Raw genomic sequence first — 18,643 nt, 5'->3', positions numbered from 1 at the left:
CGGCACCTGACGGCTTACCGTTTATTCCATTCAAGCAGATATCGTCGCCGACTGCCCGATCCAGCGCTGCCAGATCGGCTGACAGTCTGCTGGCATGGTTGTCATGCGGCCTAGCGCTGCCCAGGGGGAGCCGGGCTGATGAAAATCACTGCCGCAACTGGCCAGCAGGCCGAACTCGACGCACAATTTGCCCAGGTAGGCGACCTGTTCAGGCGGCTGGTTACCATTAACCACTTCGATTCCCTGCCCGCCGGCAGCAACCAGATCACGCAACAGCCGGCGCAGACGGCTACGCGTCAGATTGTACTGGCAAGGATGCGCCAGCACGGCAATCCCGCCGGACCCACGCAACCACGCTACGCCCTGCTCCAGCGTTGGCCAATGCTGACGTATATCACCCAGCTTGCCGGCACCCAGCCACTTGCGAAAAGCTTCAGCCCGGTCACGCACATATCCGGCCTCAACCATCCAATCGGCAAAATGCGGACGCCCTGGTGGCTGGCGCGCATCACCACCGGCAGCCACTTGCATGGCGCAAGCACCCTCCAGCGCCCCCGGCATACGTTTGGCGGCCAGCCGCTCGTCAATTTGCTGCGCACGTTGCCAGCGCCCCTGCTGGACACCGGCCAACGCCTCGCGCAACACCGTAGATCCGGTATCAAAGGCATAGCCCAGCACATGCAGACTGACACCCTGCCACTGCACTGATAATTCGACGCCACTGATCCAGTGCATCCCGGCGGCAATAGCCGCAGCACGGGACTCGTCAAGCCCGTCCAGACTGTCATGATCAGTCAGCGCCAGCATTCCGATGCCGGCATCGGCGGCGCAGCGCATCAGCGCAGCCGGCGCCAGGACTCCATCCGAAGCAGTACTGTGCATGTGCAGATCAACGATCAAGGGGCTCTCCGCTGGTGGCCGGGACGACATATTGTCTATTATGCCGTCTGCATGCCAGTTTTACCTGAACAAACCGTCTGCCGTCCGCCGGCCCAGTACACCAAGGATTCCGCATGTTCTACGCCATCATGGCCACCGACCACCCTGACAGCCTCTCGTCCCGCCTGAGTGCCCGACCAGCCCACCTGCAACGCCTGCAAGCCCTTCAGGCTGCCGGCCGGTTGCTACTGGCCGGGCCTCATCCGGCACTGGATACCCCGGAGCCAGGGGAAGCCGGCTTTACCGGCAGCCTGGTTGTAGCCGAGTTCGACTCGCTGGAACAGGCACGCGCCTGGGCAGCCGAAGACCCCTATGTGACCGCCGGCGTATATGCCGCAGTTGAAGTCAAACCCTTCAAACCTGTTCTGCCTGCCTGAGGAGCCCAGCAATGCGCACACCATTGACCACCCTGCTGCTGGCCCTGTGGATCAGCACCGGCGCCCTGCCCGCCAGCGCCGACCCCCTTGCCGATAGCGAAAACGTGCAAGACACCGCGGTATTGCAGGCAGAACTGGCCGAGCTTGAAGCCGAACGCGCACGCCTGGAAAACGCCCTGCAACAGGCCCGCTCGCAGGCCAGGGACAACCCCCTGAGCGAGGAAAACCTGCTACTGCAGGATCGACTGCAACAGCAGCAAGCGATTATCGATGCCATGCGCGCGCGCGACCAACAACAGCAACAGCAGTGGTTCCTGATTGGCGGCGGCACGGTTGCCGGCAGTCTGCTGCTCGGTTTTATGCTGGGGCGTAGCGGCGGCGGTCGACGGAAAAGCAGTGAATGGCTGAACTGAACCCACAACACCTGCTACTGATTGATGATGACCAGGAGCTTTGCGAGCTGCTAAGCGACTGGCTGCAGGGTGAAGGCTTCGCGGTAACGTGCGCGCATGACGGCCGCAGCGGGCTGCAGATGGCTGCTGCCGCCGAAGCCGATGCAATCATTCTGGATCTGATGCTGCCGGACACCAGTGGACTGGAGGTGCTACGCGAGCTGCGCCGCCTGCACAACACACCGGTGCTGATGCTCAGTGCCCGCGGCGAACCCATCGATCGCATCCTCGGCCTGGAACTCGGCGCTGATGACTATCTGGCCAAACCCTGCGACCCGCGCGAACTGGTAGCCCGCCTGCGTGCCCTGCTGCGCCGCAGCCAGCCTGTGCCCCAGGGCAGCGGACAACTGCAGTGCGGCGCCCTGCGCCTGGACAGCGAAAGCCTGCTGGTCTGGCGCAACGACGAGCTACTGGCACTGACTCAGACCGAAGCCTTGATTCTGGCTATGCTCATGCATAACAGCGGGCAACTGGTGGACCGCCAGCAATTGTCTCGCGAGGTATTGGGCAAGCCACTCGGCCCTTACGATCGCAGTCTTGACATGCATATCAGCAACCTGCGCCGCAAACTCGGCCAGCATGCGGATGGCCGGCCATTGATCCAGTCGGTGCGCGGCCGCGGCTATCTGCTGCGCCAGTAACCGAAACCTTTACAGAGTCTTTACCCGGCAACAGCGGCGCTTTACCGGCCAACCGGCAAACTGTCATACAAGCCCGACAGCCACTACCGGCAATACGGGCCCCGGTTAATGCACAGAGGAGTTCCCGCATGAAAACCATTCTTACCACCAGCCTGCTGATTGCCGCCATCAGTATTTCCACTGCCTCACTGGCCCAAGGCATGGGACGCATGGATAGCGAGCAGCACCTGCAGCGGCTTACCGAACGCCTGCAACTGGATGAGGGCCAGCAGTCACAGGTGCGCGACATGCACCAGCGCCACCAGCAGCAGCACCAGCAGCTTCGCGAACAACACCAGCAGGAAATGCAGGGCATTCTCAACGAGGAACAGCAAAAAGCCTGGCAGCAGATGCGCGAAGAGCGCCAGCAGCGTATGGAGCAACGCAGCAAACGCCAGGGCAGTGACAACATGGATGGCAAACGCAGCAAAAAGTCTGAGCGTGGCGACCGCCAGAACCGGAGTTAAGTCTCGCCATGCGGCTGTTCTGGAAAGTTTTCGCGGTCCTCTGGCTGGCAACCCTGCTGGTCGGCGGTAGCGGCTTTCTGGTCAGCCGCATGCTGCAACAGGACTGGTTGCTGTTGCAGTTCCACCCCCAGCTCAGGGATTTTTCCGAGCAACTGATCAACCGTTATGAAAGCGGTGGCCCGCAACTCGCACAGCAGTGGCTGGAGCAGCAAAGACGCGACTACCGGTTGCGCGCACAGCTCTACAACAGTCAGGGCCAGCGCTTGCTGCCCGGTACCATTCCACAGTTACCGCGCTTTGAGGCATCGGCAGAATCGACCAGCACGCGACATGGCCGGCTGCTGCAGCTTGGCTGGGAATCACAACGCGACCAGTACCAACTGACCATCCATGTACCCACTCCCGAACTGCTGCGCTGGCAGCACAGCCGCTGGGGGCTACTGGTCAATATCCTGCTGGCAATGCTGGTACTGGGCATCCTCAGCCTGCTGCTTAGCCGCTACCTGACGCTGCCACTGGCCCGCCTGGGGCAAGCCGCCGAACAGTTGCAGCGCGGCGAGTTCGGCGATGTGGCATTGCAGCCGCTGACCCTGACAAGCCAGCGACGGGACGAGATCGGCGACCTGGCACGCCGTTTCCAGGCAATGGCCGGACGCATCCAGCAGCTGCTGGGCAGTCAGCGCCAGCTTCTGCGCGATGTTTCCCACGAACTGCGCTCACCACTGGCGCGCCTGCGCATCGGACTGGCACTGGTGCAGCGACACCAGCCTGCTCCCGATGACCCCATGTGGCAGAGACTGGACAAGGCCTGCGACCAACTGGATGCCCTGATTGACGACATTCTCGCGCTGAGCCGACTGGATACCCTGGATCAGCCAGCCGAGCCCTTTGACCTGGACAGCCTGGTCAGTAACTGCGTGGAACAGGCGTATTTACTGGCCGAAGAACGCCACATCCGCTTTGATCTGCAAGGCAGCAGCGGCATCCAGATACAGGGCTGGCCCGACCAGCTGGCCAGCGCCATCGACAACCTGTTGCGCAATGCCGTGCGTTTCAGTCCGGACAACGGTTGCATCACACTGAGACTGACGCATGATGCCGACCTGTTGAGCCTGCAAATTGAAGACCAGGGGCCGGGAGTACCTGACGAGTGGCTGGGACGGCTCGGCGAACCCTTTCTGCGCCTGCCGGAGCAGGCAGCCAATAGCGGCCACGGACTGGGGCTGACCATAGCCCGTCGTGCAATAAGCCGCCACGGTGGCACTCTGGGCTTTAGCCGGGCCACCGCCGGTGGCCTGCGAGCCAATATTCAGTTACCAGTCCATACCTCCAGATAGTCCGCCGGCTTGAGCTCGGGAACCGGCTTGCGGCCGCCTGCCGGCTGCCCCAGATAGACAAAGGCGATGATCTTTTCGTTTTCCGCCAGCCCCAGGCCATCGTGCACCAGTGGTTCGGCTGCCATCTCACCGGTGCGCCAGACCGCTCCAAGCCCCATGGCATGGGCTGCCAGAAGCAGGTTGCCGACAGCCACGGCACAGGACATGTCCTGTTCGGCCTCGGGCACTTTGGGGTGGGGCACATGCCGTGCAATGGCAATGATCATCATGGGGGCGCGCAAGGGAAGCCCCTGATAGCGAGCCAGGACATCGGCAGAAATATCCGGTGTGTTGCGTAATGCCACCTGCCCGAACAAGTCCCCGAGCCGCTCAAGCCCTTGTTGTTCCAGCAGCAGAAATCGCCAGGGCCGTAACCAGGCGTGATCCGGGGCACGCAGGGCCGCCTGCAACAGCGCCTCCACCTGTCTCGGCGTGGGTGCAGGTCCGGTCAGGCGGGGTACGGAAACCCGCGAGTGCAAGGCATGCAAAGCATCCACCAATGGTTCTCCTAGATAGCAGCTACAGGCAATATTGACCCGCATCAAACTGCCACAGGCACGGCCCTTACCACAAGCCGCTATTCCCCCCTGCCTCCCCGCATATTATGATCCCTGCGGGATACGATCGCCCAAGGCGGCAGTATCCCCCTTCACTTTTCTGGCAATGGATAGCTGCAACATGCCCCTGAACAGCTTCAGGATTCCGGTACGCCCTCCCCTGCAGGGATACCACGCCCGCATCATCGCCTACCTGTGTGTGGCCCTGACCTTTGCGGCGGCCGCGCTCGAACAGAGCAGCGGAGCAATCACCGCAACGCTGGTGATTGCCTGGAGCCTGTTTTACCCGCATCTGGCCGAATGGAGCAATCGCCGGCTGGCTCACCGGGATTCGGTTAAGTTCCGCTTGCTGCTGCTGGCAATCGATGCGTTGCATTGCGGCGTTCTGGTTGCCTTGATCGGCTTCAGCCTGGTGCCATCAATGGTCTTTATGCTGATGCTCGGCTTTGCCAGCAGTATTGCCGGGGGGGCGCGCTACCTGATTGCCGCCTGGCTGCTGGCGGTTGCCGCGGCATTACTGGCTGGCCAAGTGACTACCGCCACACTGAACCCGGCCGGCAGCAGTCTGCTCAATGCTGCCAGCCTGATTGGCGGCATTGCCGTGATCATCACACAGGGCATCTTCCTTTACCGTCAGGGTCGTCACCTTGAACAGGCACGCGAACAAATCGGCCAGCAGCAGCAAAAGAGCGCCATGCTTGCGGCCAACCTGTCCAAGTACCTGTCACCGCAAGTCTGGGAATCAATCTTCAGTGGCCGCCAGAGTGTGCGTCTGGAAACCCGGCGACGCAAACTCACCGTATTCTTTTCCGACATCCGCGGCTTTACCGAACTGGCCGAAGAGATGGAACCAGAAGCTCTGACCGACCTGCTGAACAATTACCTTGATGAAATGTCACGCATCGCGCTGGAGTACGGCGGCACCATTGACAAGTTCATTGGTGACTGCGTGATGGTGTTCTTTGGCGATCCGGTCACCCGCGGCGCCAAGGAGGATGCCGAAGCAGCAGTATCCATGGCCATTGCCATGCGCAAACACATGAAAGTATTGCGCCAGCAATGGCGCAGCAAGGGCATTACCCGGCCACTGGAGATCCGCATGGGGCTCAGTACCGGCTACTGCACGGTTGGCAACTTTGGCGCCCAGAGCCGGATGGATTACACCATCATCGGCCGCGAGGTGAATCTGGCCAGCCGCCTGGAGAGTGCTGCCGAGGCGGGAGAGATACTTATCCCCCACGAAACCTGGTCACTGGTCAAGGACACCATCCTGTGCCGCGACAAGGGGCAGATCAACGTCAAGGGCTTCTCCCGTCCGGTACAGATTTATCAGGTGGTCGGCTTGCGCAGGGAGTTGGGTGCCGCGCCCGAATTTGTCGAGCACGAGCTACCCGGCTTCTCCATGTATCTGGACACCGCCAGCATCCGCAACTACGACAAGGAGCAGATTGTCGTGGCGCTGGAACAGGCGGCTCGCAAATTGCGCGACAAGATCATTCGCTGAACCCCGCCAGTTCATCCAGGGGCAACCCGGTTGCCACCGGTTGCAACTGATCCCAGCGCAGCAACTCGAAACGCCCATCCGGTCTTTCCACCAGAGCGGTGCAGGACTCAACCCAGTCACCGCAGTTGTGATAGGTAATTCCTGATATGTCGCGCAACTCGGCATGGTGTATGTGCCCGCACACCACACCCTGGAGTCCACGCTTGCGACACTCGTGCAGCAAAGCATCCTCGTAGTCACTGATAAAGCTCACCGCACTCTTCACTCGCTGCTTGAGCCATGAAGACAAGGACCAGTAACCGTAGCCCCATCGCCTGCGCCAATGGTTCAACCAACGGTTGAGTACCAGGCTGAACTCGTAGGCGTGATCACCAAGAAAAGCCAGCCAGCGGTGACATCGGGTAATCACATCAAACTGGTCTCCATGGATCACCAGCAGGCGGCGACCATCAAGGGTTTCGTGGATCGCCTCATCAAGCAGGCTGATATTACCCAGCACCAGGCCCGAATAACGCCGCAGGAATTCGTCGTGGTTACCGGTAACGTAGATGACCTGTGTGCCGCGCTTGCTCATGGTCAGAATCCGCCGCAGAACATTGGTATGACTTTGTGGCCAGTACACGCCCTTGCGCATCCGCCAACCGTCAATGATATCGCCCACCAGATACAGGTACTGACAATCATGCTGTTTGAGAAATGCCAGCAATTTCTCGGCCTGACAGCCGCGCGTTCCCAGATGCAGGTCGGAAATCCAGAGCGACCGGACCCGGGTTCTGCCCGGGTGAATCTGCTGCAGTGCCATATTCATTGACGCCTCCTGGCTTGAGCTGTGGCGCTCGTACAGCAGCGCCCTCACCAACAGATTCTGGAGTAACTGCTTTGCCGTCCCTTGAACACTGCATGACTGTTGCGTGACGGGCAGTCAAACAAAGATGCAGGCAGCCTGGGCGGGTAACTTTGCTTTACAATGCCGCCAGCCATATGCCGTCACCAATGGATTTCACCCATGCGCACCCCGTTGATACGCCGACTGCTCCGCACCCCGTTGCTGCCCGTGTTACTGAGCCTGTTTACCGGCCTGGCGGCTGCCGAACCGCGTATCGGATTGGTGCTGTCCGGCGGAGGTGCACGCGGCCTGGCCCATATCGGCGTACTGCAGGAGCTTGAGCGCCAGAATATCCCCGTGCATGCGATTGCCGGCACCAGCATGGGGGCTGTTATCGGAGGTCTCTACGCTGCCGGCTACAGTGCCGACGAACTGGCGGAACTGGCTCAGGAGCTGGACTGGGCCACTATCATGAGCGACGACCCGGCACGCGAGGACATCCCCTTTCGTCGCAAGCAGGATGATCGCGACTTTCTGGTCAAGCAGCGGCTGAGCTTTGACCGTCAGGGCGTCAAGCTGCCGCTGGGCCTGTTGCAGGGACAGAATATCGGTGTGGCACTGGAAACCCTGTTGGTACACACCAACGAGGTGGATGACTTCGATCGCCTGCCGATTCCATTTCGAACCGTCGCTACCGACATCACCACCGGTGACCAGGTGGTCTTCCAGCGCGGTCATCTGCCTTTGGCAATACGCGCCAGCATGGCGTTGCCGGGCTTCTTTGCTCCGGTACGCCATGAAGGACGCATGCTGGTGGACGGCGTGCTGACCAATAACCTGCCGGTCGATGTCGCACGCCGCATGGGTGTGGACCGACTGATTGTGGTGGACATAGGCACGCCACTGAAATCCAAGGAGCAGTTGAAGTCGGTCTTCGACATCATGGACCAGACCACTACCCTGCTCACGCGAAACAACACCGAAAAGCAACTGGCCACACTCGGACCAAACGACATCCTGCTGCAACCAGAACTCGGTGATATTGGCTTTGGCAGCTTTTCCGAAGTGCCCGCAGCGATTCTCGCCGGCAGCCAGAGCCTGCAGCAGCATCCGATGACCCTACAGCTGGCTGCGCGGCAACTGCAAACCAGTCCCGGCGGCAATCTGGCCAGCGCCCGCCCGCAACGCCAGCCAATCATTCACGAAATCCGCATACTCAACAGTGGCAAGGTGGATGACCGGGTGATTCGCAGCCTGGTACGCCAGGAAGTCGGCGAGCCACTGAACCTGGAACGACTGCAGAAGGACATGGGCACCATCTACGGCACCGACTACTTCAGCCGGGTGAATTACGAGGTTCTCCACGGCGAGCAGATCAACACCCTGGTGATCCGCACCAGCGGCCGTGAAACCGGTATCAACTACCTGCGCCCCGGCCTCAGTCTGAGTGACGACTTCAAGGGTGGCAGCCAGTACAACATCGGTGCCAGCCTGAGGGTCAACGGTGTCAACCGTCTGGGGGCCGAATGGCTGACTCGGGTTCAACTGGGTCAGCAACAACTGGCCTACAGCGAGTTCTACCAGCCGCTGGACTACGGTTCGCGCTGGTTTGTCGCTCCCTTTGCCAACGCCGAGTCACGCAACATCGAAGTAATCGAGGATAACCGGCCGGTAGCTGACTACCGGCAGCAACGCTATGGCACCGGTTTCAATCTGGGCCGGCAAATCTCCAACAACGGAGAGATCCGCTTCGGCATGTCGCGCTACTGGGGAGATGCCAAAGTGCGTGTGGGCGAACGTCAACGCCCGTCCTTCAGCTTCGACGAGGCTTTCTACAGCCTGCAGATTGACCGTGACACGCTGGACAACGTCAACTTCCCGCGCAGCGGCGATGACGCACGTTTCATCTGGCGCCAATCGGAACCTGACCTGGGTGCCAGTGAACGTTACCGGCAGATTGATGTTCGTCTGAACAGGGCCTACTCCAGCGGCCCGCACAGCCTGATTGCCGGCTTGATGGCCGGACGCACCAGCGATGATGTGGATGTAGCCCAAAGCAGCTTCCAGCTTGGCGGACCGGGCATGTTCTCCGGTTATCGCCAGGATGCTCTGACCGGTCAGAATTTCAATCTGGCACGTGCCGTGTATTACCGCCGCCTGATGCCGGGCAGCTTGTTGTCGGTGAATCTGCCGATCTATCTGGGTGGCACCCTCGAATACGGGCGGGTTTACAACAACGGTAGCAATGCTTTTGATACCGATTACATTGCGGCCGGCAGTCTGCTGCTGGGCATAGACACCCTGCTCGGGCCGCTGATTCTCGGCATCGGCATCAACGAGGATGACCAGCAGGCGCTGTTTATGCGCCTCGGCCAGACGTTCTAAGGCAACACCAGGCAGGGCTGACGGCCGGCCACCGTCAGCCGTGGATCTCCGCCAGCAGTGCTGCACGGATGCAGTGCAGCACGCCCTCCTCAATCTCATCACCCAGCTCGGCGGCAACCGTGCGTACACCCGGCAGTTGCTCACCATCCCCGGCCAGGAAGGCATCCTCAATGCGTGCCATCTGTGCCTCCGGCAAATCGACGGCATGTTGCAGGGCAATGCTGCCGGCACCGATGGCGCGCGCCAGCTCCATCCACACCTGACGTTCCGGCATCCCCAGCTGTCGGGCAATCTGCCCGGCATGCATACCCGCCAGCGCCAGCCCGGCTACCTCGACCTGCTGCGCCTGCGCCGAGGCCGGCTCGGCTTCGGCTGCCGCGCCACCCTGCAGCACCTGCAGAAATTCCGCACCGTAGCGCTCCAGCTTGTGTGCACCGACCCCACTGACCCTGGCCATGTCCTGCAGATCGGCAGGCCGCCGCTCCAGCATGTCGACCAATGTCGAATCAGGGAAAATCACATAGGGTGGCACGCTGTGCTCCTCGGCCAGCCGCCGACGCAGCGCGCGCAGGGCTTCCCACAAGGGTCGATCGGCCTCGGCCACCAGCGGCCGGTCAGTGCGCCGGCTGGCAGCCTGACTGCGCACCACATCGCGGCGCAGTGACAATGATTGCTCGCCACGCAGCAGTGGCCGGCAACTGTCCATCAGGCGCAGGCCACCGCCGGCATCCAGATCCACCTCAACCAGCCGGTGCGCGATCAACTGACGAAATACCGAGCGCCACTCGGTCTCATCCAGCTGCTTGCCGATGCCGAAGGTCGACAGATGCTGGTGACCGGCACCCTGGACTTTTTCGGTCAGCCGCCCCAGCAGGATATCGGTCAGATGGCCAACCCCGTAGCGCTGGCCACTGCGGTAAATGGTCGACAGCGCCATGCGTGCCGCCTCGCTGCCATCCCAGGTGGAAACCGGCTCGATGCAGTTATCACAATGCCCGCAGGGCTCCGGCATGACATCGCCGAAATAGGCCAGCAGCGCCTGCCGCCGGCAGCCGGTCAACTCGCAGAACGCCAGCATGGCATCCAGCTTGTGGCGCTCAACGCGCTTGTAGCGCTCATCGCCCTCGGAGCCGGCCATCATCTGGCTGAGCATCAATACATCCTGCAACCCGTAGACCATCCAGGCGTCCGCCGGCAGGCCATCACGCCCGGCCCGCCCGGTTTCCTGGTAATAGGCCTCGATGCTCTTGGGCAAATCCAGGTGGGCAACAAAGCGCACATTGGACTTGTCGATCCCCATGCCGAAGGCAATGGTAGCAACCATGATCAGTCCCTCCTCGTTGAGGAAGCGGCTCTGGTGATGGGCGCGCAACTCGGCCGGCAGACCGGCATGGTAGGGCAACGCCGGCCAGCCCTGCTCACTCAGCCACTGGGCGGTTTCCTCGACCTTGCGCCGCGACAGGCAATAGACGATTCCGGCATCGCCGCGACGTTCGCGCAGGAAGGCCTGCAGCTGCTGGCGCGGCTTGTCCTTGGGCAGCACCCGGTAAAAGATGTTCGGCCGGTCGAAGCCGGAAACGAAACGCTCGGCCTGCTGCAGGTGCAGGCGCTGGACAATTTCCTCGCGGGTGCGCTCATCCGCGGTGGCGGTCAGGGCAACGCGCGGCACCCCCGGAAACAACCCAGCCAGTTGCCCCAGTTGCAGGTATTCCGGGCGAAAATCATGCCCCCACTGGGATACGCAGTGCGCCTCGTCAATGGCAAACAGGGCAATCGGCAGGCTCTGCAGAAATTGCAGGGTACGCGGCTTGACCAGCCGCTCTGGCGCCAGATAGAGAAAGTCCAGCTCGCCACGGCGCATAGCTGCAGCAATCTCGCGCTGGGCCTGTTCATCCAGCGTGGAGTTCAGTGCCGCCGCGCGTAGCCCGAGTTCCCTGAGCGTCGCCACCTGATCGTCCATCAAGGCGATCAGCGGCGATACCACCACCGTCAGGCCGGCACGCATCAGCCCGGGAATCTGGTAGCACAGCGACTTGCCGCCACCGGTCGGCATCAGCACCAGGGCATCGCCGCCAGCGCTGACCTGTTCGATGATGGCCTGCTGCTGACCGCGAAACTGGCTGTAACCGAATACCGCCTGCAGGGCGTCCAGGGGGGTTGGATACATGGGGTTTATCTTCCGCTGTGCCGGCGCGGGCAGGCCCGTTAGGGCACCCGTCGCATGGATAAGGCTGGCGATTATAGCAGCCCTGCAGCGGTTCTTTGGCAAACCCCCGGCGCATGGGTACAATGCCGCTACCAATACTCAAGAGGTGTACCCATGTCCTTCGCCAGTCGACTTGAAAAGCTGCAGGCCTTCCTCGATGCCGACGACCTGCACGAAGAAGCGCTCGATTACATGGCCGGGCATGGCTTCCTCACCGCCCTGGCCATTGCTCCGACGGTGGTTCCCGAGCGCGAGTGGCTGGATGCCCTGTTCGCCGAACCGCCGGCCTGGGCCAATGACGAACAGCGCCAGCTGATCGAAGACACTCTGTGTGAGCTGCATAGCCGGATCGCCAGCGAGCTGGCCAGTGACGAGGAATTCGAGCTGCCCTGCGATCTGGACCTGGGTGATGAGCCGGATTATTCCGACCTGCGCAGCTGGTGCGTCGGCTTTATGGAAGGCGTGTTCATGCGTGAGGATGACTGGTTTGCCGAACAGGAAGAGACCGTCAGCGAACTGCTGTTGCCGGTGATGGTCGGTTCAGGCCTGTTCGATGACCAGCCGGAATTCGTTGAAATCAACCGCGAGGCCGAGGTGGTTGATGAGATGCTCGAACACATCCCCGATACCCTCACCCAGCTGTTCCTGCTGTTCCACGCCCCGGAAGACAAGGGCAAGCCGGCGCTGCTGCAACGTCACTGACCCGCCGCCTTCCTCTCTGGCAGCCCGGCCGATTGTTGCCTACACTGCGTGGCAACAATCAGCCCGATGAGCGACTGCACCAGTGACCGCCAACCCGGCCCGTATCTGGTCCTGCCTTTTGTTGTTGGCGGCCTTGTTGCTGTCATTGGGCAGCGGTGCGTGGAATTTCGAACGCATCATCGAACGGGCACAGCAACGCTATGGCATGGACCTGCAGGCACACTGGCGCTTGCAGGAATGGGAAAGACTGCTTCAGCAGTCAACAACTCTGTCCCTTCACGAGCAGCTACAGGCCGTCAACTTGTTCTTCAACCAGCGTCTGCGCTTTGCCGACGATATCGATATCTGGGGTCAGAACGATTATTGGGCAACACCGGTCGAAGCACTGATCAAAGGTGCCGCCGACTGTGAAGACTATGCCATTGCCAAGTATTTCAGCCTGCGCCGCCTGGGCATCAGCAATGACCAGCTACGTCTGACCTATGTCAAGGCCATCGAATTGAATCAGGCTCACATGGTGCTCACCTTCTATCCGACCGCCGACAGTGAGCCCTTGGTACTGGACAACCTGATCGACCGGATTTTGCCGGCATCACAACGCTCCGACCTGCTACCGGTTTACAGTTTCAATGCCGAAGGCCTGTGGCTAGACGGACAAGGACGCAGCAGCCGTACCGGCTCACCCACACAACTGTCGCGCTGGCAGGATCTGCTGCTGAAGATGCGCGATGAAGGCTTCCCTGCTCCGGGAGCACACTGACAGTGAGGACCCACCCATGTCTCTGGTGAAACAGCTGATCCTTGGCATAGGCCTGTTTCTGCTTCTGGCTTTTAGCGGCAGCTTTCTGGTCAGCCTGGAAACCTCACGCGAACAGCTTCAGAGCCAACTGGCCTCACACGCACAGGATGCTGCCACTGCGCTGGGCCTGTCACTGACTCCGCACGTCGATGATCCGGCAATGGCCGAATTGATGGTCAGCTCCATCTTCGACACCGGTTATTTCTCCAGCATCCGCCTGATAGGTGTTTCCGATAACAGCCTGCTGACAGCGCGAAGCCATGACCTTCAGGAAACCAGAGCACCCGGCTGGTTTGTGCGCCTGGTCAACCTGCAACCAGGTATAGGAGAAGCCCTGATCATGCATGGGTGGCAGCAACATGCCCGGGTAGAAGTGATCAGTCATCCGCAGTTTGCGCTCAACCGGCTGTGGGACAGCGCACTGGGAATACTTGGCTGGCTGGTACTCTGTGGATTGGTTGCTGCCTTGCTGGGTTCCCGCCTGCTGCGCCTGCAGTTGCGTCCCTTATTGGCGCTGGCCGATCAGGCTGAAGCTATCACCCGACGCGAATATCGCACACTGGGCAAGGTCCCGCGCACCCCCGAACTACGGCATGTGGTACTGGCGATGAACCAGATGGTGGGCAAACTGAAGCGACTTTTTGATGAGGAGGCGGCGCGCACGGAAAGCTACCGCCGGCAGGCCTATCAGGATGAGCTGACCGGCCTGGCCAACCGCCAGGCCTTCACTCACACCCTTAGCGCCGCCCTGACTGCTGAAGACGCAACAACCGGCCATCTGCTCGGACTGCGATTGGGCAACCTCAACCAGCTCAACCAGACACTGGGCGCACAACGCACCGACCAGCTGCTGGGCAGCCTGGCCGCCCCGCTGCTGGCACTGCAGACACAACACCCCAACTGGCTCTGCAGTCGCTCACGAGGCGGTGAGTTTGTCATACTGGCACCGGCCAGCCAGCAGCAAGAACTGCTGCAAACAGCCAATGGACTGCGTCCGCACATCGCGGCACTGGAAGACCTGCATCGCAGCGATCACGAACCACTCCAGATGGGGCTGGCCGACTATCATCCAGGAGACACACTGGCTGTGGTGCTGCAGCGGCTTGATCAGGCATTGAGCGAGTCCAGCTGCAGCGACCTCTGGCTGGAGCCGGGCTTGTGCATCGGCACTGCATCCGTTCAGGCCAATCCCGACGACTGGCAGAGTCGTCTACAGAGCACACTGGACGATCGCCGTTTCGTGATTCATTTCCAGGCTGTGATCGATAGCAGAAACAGTCAAACCCTTCACCACAAGGTGCTGGTAAGGCTGATTGGCGACACAGGGGAATTGATCCATGCAGGTCGATTCCTGCCATGGATCGAGCGTCTCGGCATGGCGCAGGACTTTGACCTGTGCATGTTGGAAATGACGCTATCTCACTTGCGGCAGCATCCTTCACCGCTGGCCCTGAGCCTCATGCCAGCCACCCTGGCCGACAGCCGTAGCCTTGAGAAAATAGCCTCCCTGCTGGATCGCAACAGGCCTCAGGCTGCACTGCTGACGCTGGAAGTGGATGCACGGCACCTGTACGACTCGACTGAAATCGCTGCCTTTGCCGAAAGACTCAGGCCCTGTGGCACCCGACTGGCTCTGCAGCACTTTGGCAGACAGTTGAGCATGATTGGCGAACTGGCACTTATCGGTCTGGCCTACCTCAAGATTGACAGCAGTTTTATTCGCAATCTGGACCAGGAAAAGGAAAAGCATCTGTACCTTGAGACGCTGGCCAACACGGCCCAGCGAATTGACCTGCCTCTGATTGCCGAACAAGTACAAAGCGATGGCGAGGCAGAAGCCCTCAAGACGCTTGGCATCACCGCCATGCAAGGCCTGCTGCTGGCAGCGCCTGCAGCCTGGCAGGAGCGCGACTAGACCAGGTTGTCTCGCTCTTCCTGGTCAATCAGGTTGGACAATCCGCCCAGGTGCGCGCGCGCCTGGGATCGGCTGTTCAGTTTATTGATTGCAGCTTCGGGCAGATCGGTGATTCTGATTACGCCTCGCTGCAGCAACACATCCACCAGATCCTCAATGACCCGCACCAGATCCCGATCACTGTGCTGAAGTGACTGCAAACTATCCAGAGCCCGCCGTTTCTCAAGCCAGCCTTGCAACTCATCAGACTCGCCCTGCCCGCCAGCCTGGTAGCCTGGCAAGGGCTCCACAGACACATCCAAAATAACGCCCTCAGGATCACGCTTGACGAACATTTTCTGCTCTCCTGCAACGGACGAACATAAAAAAACACCGATCAGCCGCACGACTGATCGGTGTCACGACCACACTCAGACTATCAGAGTCGGATCAGGGCCTGCCAGCAGGCTGCTTATATCAGCATCGGTCCAGCTGACACCCTTGAGAAGGATCTCCTGATTGGCCCCTTCAGCAATCATTCCTTCGGTATTGATCGACAACAGCGTGCTCTCGACCCCCTCGAAAACCAGATTACTGACTTCCAGGTAGTTACCGATACCGGTCGAATCTATGCCTCCGAGCAATTCACTGATATCCAGACGATCACCTTCAGCAACACTGAAATCCATCACGCGATCAACAGCCGGAACCAACAGGCTGCCCTGGTCATCCTTTTGCCAGACAAAAGTGTCGGCCCCCTTGCCTCCGTACATGAGGTCATCCCCCTGCCCGCCAATCAACACATCATCACCCGCGCCACCCACCAGAAGGTCATTACCGGCACCACCGTCAAGCAGATCGTTACCACCCACCTCGCTGTCTGCATCGTGGAATTGCAACGGATTACTCCTGATTGCCTGCATTACATCCTCAGCCGTGGGTGTACGGCCTAGCGTGTCACTTAGGTAGTCAACGATGCCCTGATAGCCCTTGCCGACGTAATCGCCACCCAAGGCGTCCGATGAAAGCGCATCACCAAAAAGGATATCGTCACCACTTCCGCCTACCAGCACGTCGTCGCCGACTTCTGGCACGATATCTATGGTAGATCCCAACGCGACGTCAAGGTCTGCTGCTGTATTGACTATCTCGACCTGTCCGACACTGCCGGAAATACTGGTCCCGCCAATATTCACAGCGCCTGTACCTGTCACGCTGGTGTTATCGAAAAAGCGCAGATAGTTCTGGTTAACATTAGTGCCTATGCCTATGGCGCTCACCGACACGTCATACCCTGCACCGACCAGATCATTCATTGCTTCAAGGGCGTTGTTCATATTCGCCGCATTGGTTCCACTGCTGCCGCCGCCAGAGCCGCGCACAGGGTTGCCATTGTTATTAAGGTGATACGTCGGGTTGCCATCAGTCAGGAACAAGGCCTTGTTCTGGAAGTCAGGTGTGACAGGCGACTGGCTGTCAAACCAGGTCTTGGCTGCACGCAAGGCAGCCTCGTAGTTGGTCCAGGTCGACAATGTCAGGTCGTTGATGGCTACCATCAGGGCATTTACCGACGCCGCACTGTCGAGCGTGTAGGTGGCTACTGTTCCGACGTTGGTTCCGAAGGGGATCAGCTGGACATTCACCGTGCCGCCATGCTGGGCGAGATCCTGCACCAGGGTATTCAAGGCCTGTTTCATCAAGGCAAAGCGGCTCAAACCCGATGTTCCGGACGGATCATTCATGCTGGCAGACACATCGACCATCAGGGCAATGTTGTAGTTTTGCGGCGTCTCGACACTCTGGCTGCCAAGGATGTCACCGATCAGCACATCATTACCTCGCCCCCCGTTGAAGGTGTCATCAATCGAGCTGCCAACCATCAACTGGTCGCTTATCGGCGAGGTGATATCGACGGTGAAATCCTGATCGACCGCATCAAGGTCTGCATCAACAATCTGCACGTTAAACGACAACGTCTGATCGGCAGGCAGTATCAACATTTCAGTGCCTACGGTTTTCACACGCAGGGTATCTCCAGACACATGCTCGAGCGTGATGCCGTGGAAATTGTCGATATTAAGTTCAAGGGCACTCAGGCTAATGCTCGGAGAGGTATTAGAAACACTGATACCGTTAAGAGTCGCAAGGGTGTTACCCGCCACATCCTTGACCAGAAGGTTGACTACTGCATCCCCGGAATTGCCATTGAACGCCACGGTCAATGAGGCGCCATCCACCAGCTTTTGCTCGGTCGGGTGGGTTGCGCCATTACCATCACCATCAGCCACAAAGAAATCAATATTCAGCGACTGGCCCGGATTGATGAAGTTGTTCGCAGTGCCTATGCCCTGGGTGCTGGCATTGACGGTAGTGCCGTTTCCGCTGAAACGAATATCGGTTGAACCCGCGAAGTTGCTGCCAAGTATCTGTTCAGCCCAGAGTGCATCAAAATTACCACCAATAGACGTCGCGAAAGTGGCACTTTCCGAGGTCGTCGGGTTCGGCGTGACCAGATCGAACACGTAGGTGCCGTCAGCCTTCATGAACAACGTAAAGAAGGTGTAAGTCTGGCTGCCATCCTGAATCTGCACTTCCAGCCGCTCGCCTGCATAGACACCCGACTCGTATACATCTTCCCGCAGCACAATGGCATTACCATTTAGCGCATCGGCATCAAAACCGAGATTGATACCGCTGTGCAGGTTGCCAATTTCCTGCAAGAACCCGTCTTCACTGGGTGTGTAGCTCCAGGTCCCGAAGGTTTGCCCCTGTACGTTATTTGCCAGCAAACTCTCAACACTCTGAATAACCGGCTCGGTATCGGAGACACTGAAAGACACAGCAACCGGGTCCGCCAGATTGGTGCCGTCCGAGGCCTGGTAATAGAGCGTATCAAGCAGTGCCTCAAGATGCTCAGGGTGCGACAGAACCGGAGCCTGATAGGTGAACTCACCACTGGCATAGACAGTCAGGACACCGCCAAGGGCGGTTGTGATCTGCGCACCAGTCACCGGATCGACTTCAACAAAACCAGTGCCATCCGCATTCAGTGAAATTCTGGCGACCGTCAGCCCGGCAGGGTCATTATTTAACCAGCCATGCACTGTCGGCACCCCCTCGCTACCCAGTGCTGCACCTTCAACAACCGAATAACTGTCAGCCACTGCCACCGGCAGGCTGTCGTTGTCTTCAATCAGGCCGCTGACGCTGGTCTGGCTGCCAAGCTGGGCACCAGTGGCGCCGGTCAGGCTCAGGGTCAGGTCCTCAAAGCTGCCCGCCCCGCCTTCGAACAGGTTGTCATCCAGTGTCGGTACACTGACCACCGCGCTCAGCTGGCCGGCCGGAATGGTGACGCTACCGCTGTAGCTGATCGGGCTCTGCAGGTCATCGGCACTGGCGCTGCCGTCCAGTTGCAGGGTCCAGTTGACTTCCACCGGGCTGGCCGACGGGCCGCTCAGGCGTACGGTAAACTGCAGCGG

Annotated in this window: 16 protein-coding genes; 10 read left to right on the top strand and 6 right to left on the bottom strand. The window is 59.9% G+C overall.

The annotated features are described in order from the left end of the window. Window positions 1–30: 30 nt before the first annotated feature. Window positions 31–900 carry a PHP domain-containing protein gene (locus tag BMZ23_RS09360; protein ID WP_093475975.1) on the bottom strand — a complete coding sequence of 290 codons (870 nt, stop codon included), beginning with the start codon at window positions 898–900 and terminating at the stop codon, window positions 31–33. 113 nt (window positions 901–1,013) lie between these two features. Here BMZ23_RS09360 and BMZ23_RS09355 point away from each other — a divergent pair, with 113 nt between their 5' ends. The 5 genes from BMZ23_RS09355 to BMZ23_RS09335 all read left to right on the top strand — a co-directional run bounded on the left by BMZ23_RS09355 (window position 1,014) and on the right by BMZ23_RS09335 (window position 4,252). Further along, a complete protein-coding gene (locus BMZ23_RS09355) occupies window positions 1,014–1,316 on the top strand; it encodes a YciI family protein (RefSeq protein WP_093475972.1) in 303 nt (100 codons plus the stop codon). An 11-nt stretch (window positions 1,317–1,327) separates the two neighbouring features. Next, the gene (locus BMZ23_RS09350) at window positions 1,328–1,729 is read left to right on the top strand and encodes an SH3 domain-containing protein (protein WP_093475969.1); all 402 of its coding nucleotides are present in this window, start codon (window positions 1,328–1,330) and stop codon (window positions 1,727–1,729) included. Next, complete coding sequence (locus BMZ23_RS09345; RefSeq protein ID WP_093475966.1) at window positions 1,717–2,409, top strand: response regulator transcription factor; 693 nt, start codon at window positions 1,717–1,719, stop codon at window positions 2,407–2,409. The genes BMZ23_RS09350 and BMZ23_RS09345 overlap by 13 nt, the downstream gene beginning before the upstream one ends. Window positions 2,410–2,537: 128 nt before the next feature. Continuing rightward, window positions 2,538–2,915: a hypothetical protein gene (locus tag BMZ23_RS09340; RefSeq protein WP_093475963.1), complete on the top strand. Its 378-nt coding sequence runs from the start codon at window positions 2,538–2,540 to the stop codon at window positions 2,913–2,915. Window positions 2,916–2,923: 8 nt separating this feature from the next. Beyond that, complete coding sequence (locus tag BMZ23_RS09335; RefSeq protein WP_093475960.1) at window positions 2,924–4,252, top strand: sensor histidine kinase; 1,329 nt, start codon at window positions 2,924–2,926, stop codon at window positions 4,250–4,252. Here the strand turns inward: BMZ23_RS09335 and BMZ23_RS09330 are convergent. Continuing rightward, window positions 4,225–4,788 carry a nitroreductase family protein gene (locus tag BMZ23_RS09330; RefSeq protein WP_093475957.1) on the bottom strand — a complete coding sequence of 188 codons (564 nt, stop codon included), beginning with the start codon at window positions 4,786–4,788 and terminating at the stop codon, window positions 4,225–4,227. The genes BMZ23_RS09335 and BMZ23_RS09330 overlap by 28 nt on opposite strands. Window positions 4,789–4,969: 181 nt before the next feature. Between BMZ23_RS09330 and BMZ23_RS09325 the strand changes: the two genes are divergently transcribed. Further along, entirely contained in the window at window positions 4,970–6,352 is a 1,383-nt protein-coding gene (locus BMZ23_RS09325) for an adenylate/guanylate cyclase domain-containing protein (RefSeq protein WP_093475954.1), read from the top strand. Here the strand turns inward: BMZ23_RS09325 and BMZ23_RS09320 are convergent. Next, complete coding sequence (locus BMZ23_RS09320) at window positions 6,342–7,160, bottom strand: UDP-2,3-diacylglucosamine diphosphatase (protein WP_093475951.1); 819 nt, start codon at window positions 7,158–7,160, stop codon at window positions 6,342–6,344. The genes BMZ23_RS09325 and BMZ23_RS09320 overlap by 11 nt on opposite strands. A gap of 213 nt (window positions 7,161–7,373) precedes the next feature. Between BMZ23_RS09320 and BMZ23_RS09315 the strand changes: the two genes are divergently transcribed. Beyond that, entirely contained in the window at window positions 7,374–9,563 is a 2,190-nt protein-coding gene (locus tag BMZ23_RS09315) for a patatin-like phospholipase family protein (protein WP_093476234.1), read from the top strand. 34 nt (window positions 9,564–9,597) lie between these two features. Here BMZ23_RS09315 and recQ read toward each other — a convergent pair whose 3' ends face one another. Further along, on the bottom strand, window positions 9,598–11,730 hold the full coding sequence (recQ, locus tag BMZ23_RS09310) for a DNA helicase RecQ (RefSeq protein ID WP_093475948.1): 2,133 nt from the start codon (window positions 11,728–11,730) through the stop codon (window positions 9,598–9,600). Between the two features lie 153 nt (window positions 11,731–11,883). On the opposite strand from recQ, the gene BMZ23_RS09305 reads away from it, so the two are divergent. The 3 genes from BMZ23_RS09305 (at window position 11,884) to BMZ23_RS09295 (ending at window position 15,185) form a co-directional block, all read left to right on the top strand. Then, window positions 11,884–12,471, top strand: a complete 588-nt coding sequence (locus BMZ23_RS09305; protein WP_093475945.1) for a UPF0149 family protein — start codon at window positions 11,884–11,886, stop codon at window positions 12,469–12,471. A gap of 82 nt (window positions 12,472–12,553) precedes the next feature. Further along, complete coding sequence (gene lapG, locus BMZ23_RS09300; RefSeq protein WP_245748173.1) at window positions 12,554–13,231, top strand: cysteine protease LapG; 678 nt, start codon at window positions 12,554–12,556, stop codon at window positions 13,229–13,231. A 16-nt stretch (window positions 13,232–13,247) separates the two neighbouring features. After that, complete coding sequence (locus BMZ23_RS09295) at window positions 13,248–15,185, top strand: bifunctional diguanylate cyclase/phosphodiesterase (RefSeq protein WP_093475942.1); 1,938 nt, start codon at window positions 13,248–13,250, stop codon at window positions 15,183–15,185. Here the strand turns inward: BMZ23_RS09295 and BMZ23_RS09290 are convergent. Beyond that, window positions 15,182–15,571 (bottom strand): tryptophan synthase subunit beta, encoded by a 390-nt coding sequence (locus BMZ23_RS09290; RefSeq protein WP_245748172.1) that lies wholly within the window; start codon window positions 15,569–15,571, stop codon window positions 15,182–15,184. The genes BMZ23_RS09295 and BMZ23_RS09290 overlap by 4 nt on opposite strands. Window positions 15,572–15,595: 24 nt before the next feature. Further along, window positions 15,596–18,643, bottom strand: a 3,048-nt coding sequence (locus tag BMZ23_RS09285) for a VWA domain-containing protein (protein WP_143069581.1), incomplete at its 5' end; no start/stop codon positions are given.

This window comes from Halopseudomonas yangmingensis, from assembly GCF_900114825.1.
GTDB classification, from domain to species: Bacteria; Pseudomonadota; Gammaproteobacteria; order Pseudomonadales; family Pseudomonadaceae; genus Halopseudomonas; species Halopseudomonas yangmingensis.
Note: the sequence above shows the minus strand (reverse complement) of the source record. Positions and strands in the feature narration are given on the sequence as shown.

What these genes read in the sequence shown, in the direction of transcription:
- BMZ23_RS09350 (WP_093475969.1), top strand. Translation starts at nt 1,328, where the DNA reads ATGCGCACACCATTGACCACCCTGCTGCTGGCCCTGTGGATCAGCACC.
- BMZ23_RS09305 (WP_093475945.1), top strand. Translation starts at nt 11,884, where the DNA reads ATGTCCTTCGCCAGTCGACTTGAAAAGCTGCAGGCCTTCCTCGATGCC.
- BMZ23_RS09355 (WP_093475972.1), top strand. Translation starts at nt 1,014, where the DNA reads ATGTTCTACGCCATCATGGCCACCGACCACCCTGACAGCCTCTCGTCC.
- BMZ23_RS09340 (WP_093475963.1), top strand. Translation starts at nt 2,538, where the DNA reads ATGAAAACCATTCTTACCACCAGCCTGCTGATTGCCGCCATCAGTATT.
- BMZ23_RS09320 (WP_093475951.1), bottom strand. Translation starts at nt 7,160, where the DNA reads ATGAATATGGCACTGCAGCAGATTCACCCGGGCAGAACCCGGGTCCGG.
- BMZ23_RS09345 (WP_093475966.1), top strand. Translation starts at nt 1,717, where the DNA reads ATGGCTGAACTGAACCCACAACACCTGCTACTGATTGATGATGACCAG.
- BMZ23_RS09325 (WP_093475954.1), top strand. Translation starts at nt 4,970, where the DNA reads ATGCCCCTGAACAGCTTCAGGATTCCGGTACGCCCTCCCCTGCAGGGA.
- recQ (WP_093475948.1), bottom strand. Translation starts at nt 11,730, where the DNA reads ATGTATCCAACCCCCCTGGACGCCCTGCAGGCGGTATTCGGTTACAGC.
- BMZ23_RS09295 (WP_093475942.1), top strand. Translation starts at nt 13,248, where the DNA reads ATGTCTCTGGTGAAACAGCTGATCCTTGGCATAGGCCTGTTTCTGCTT.
- BMZ23_RS09335 (WP_093475960.1), top strand. Translation starts at nt 2,924, where the DNA reads ATGCGGCTGTTCTGGAAAGTTTTCGCGGTCCTCTGGCTGGCAACCCTG.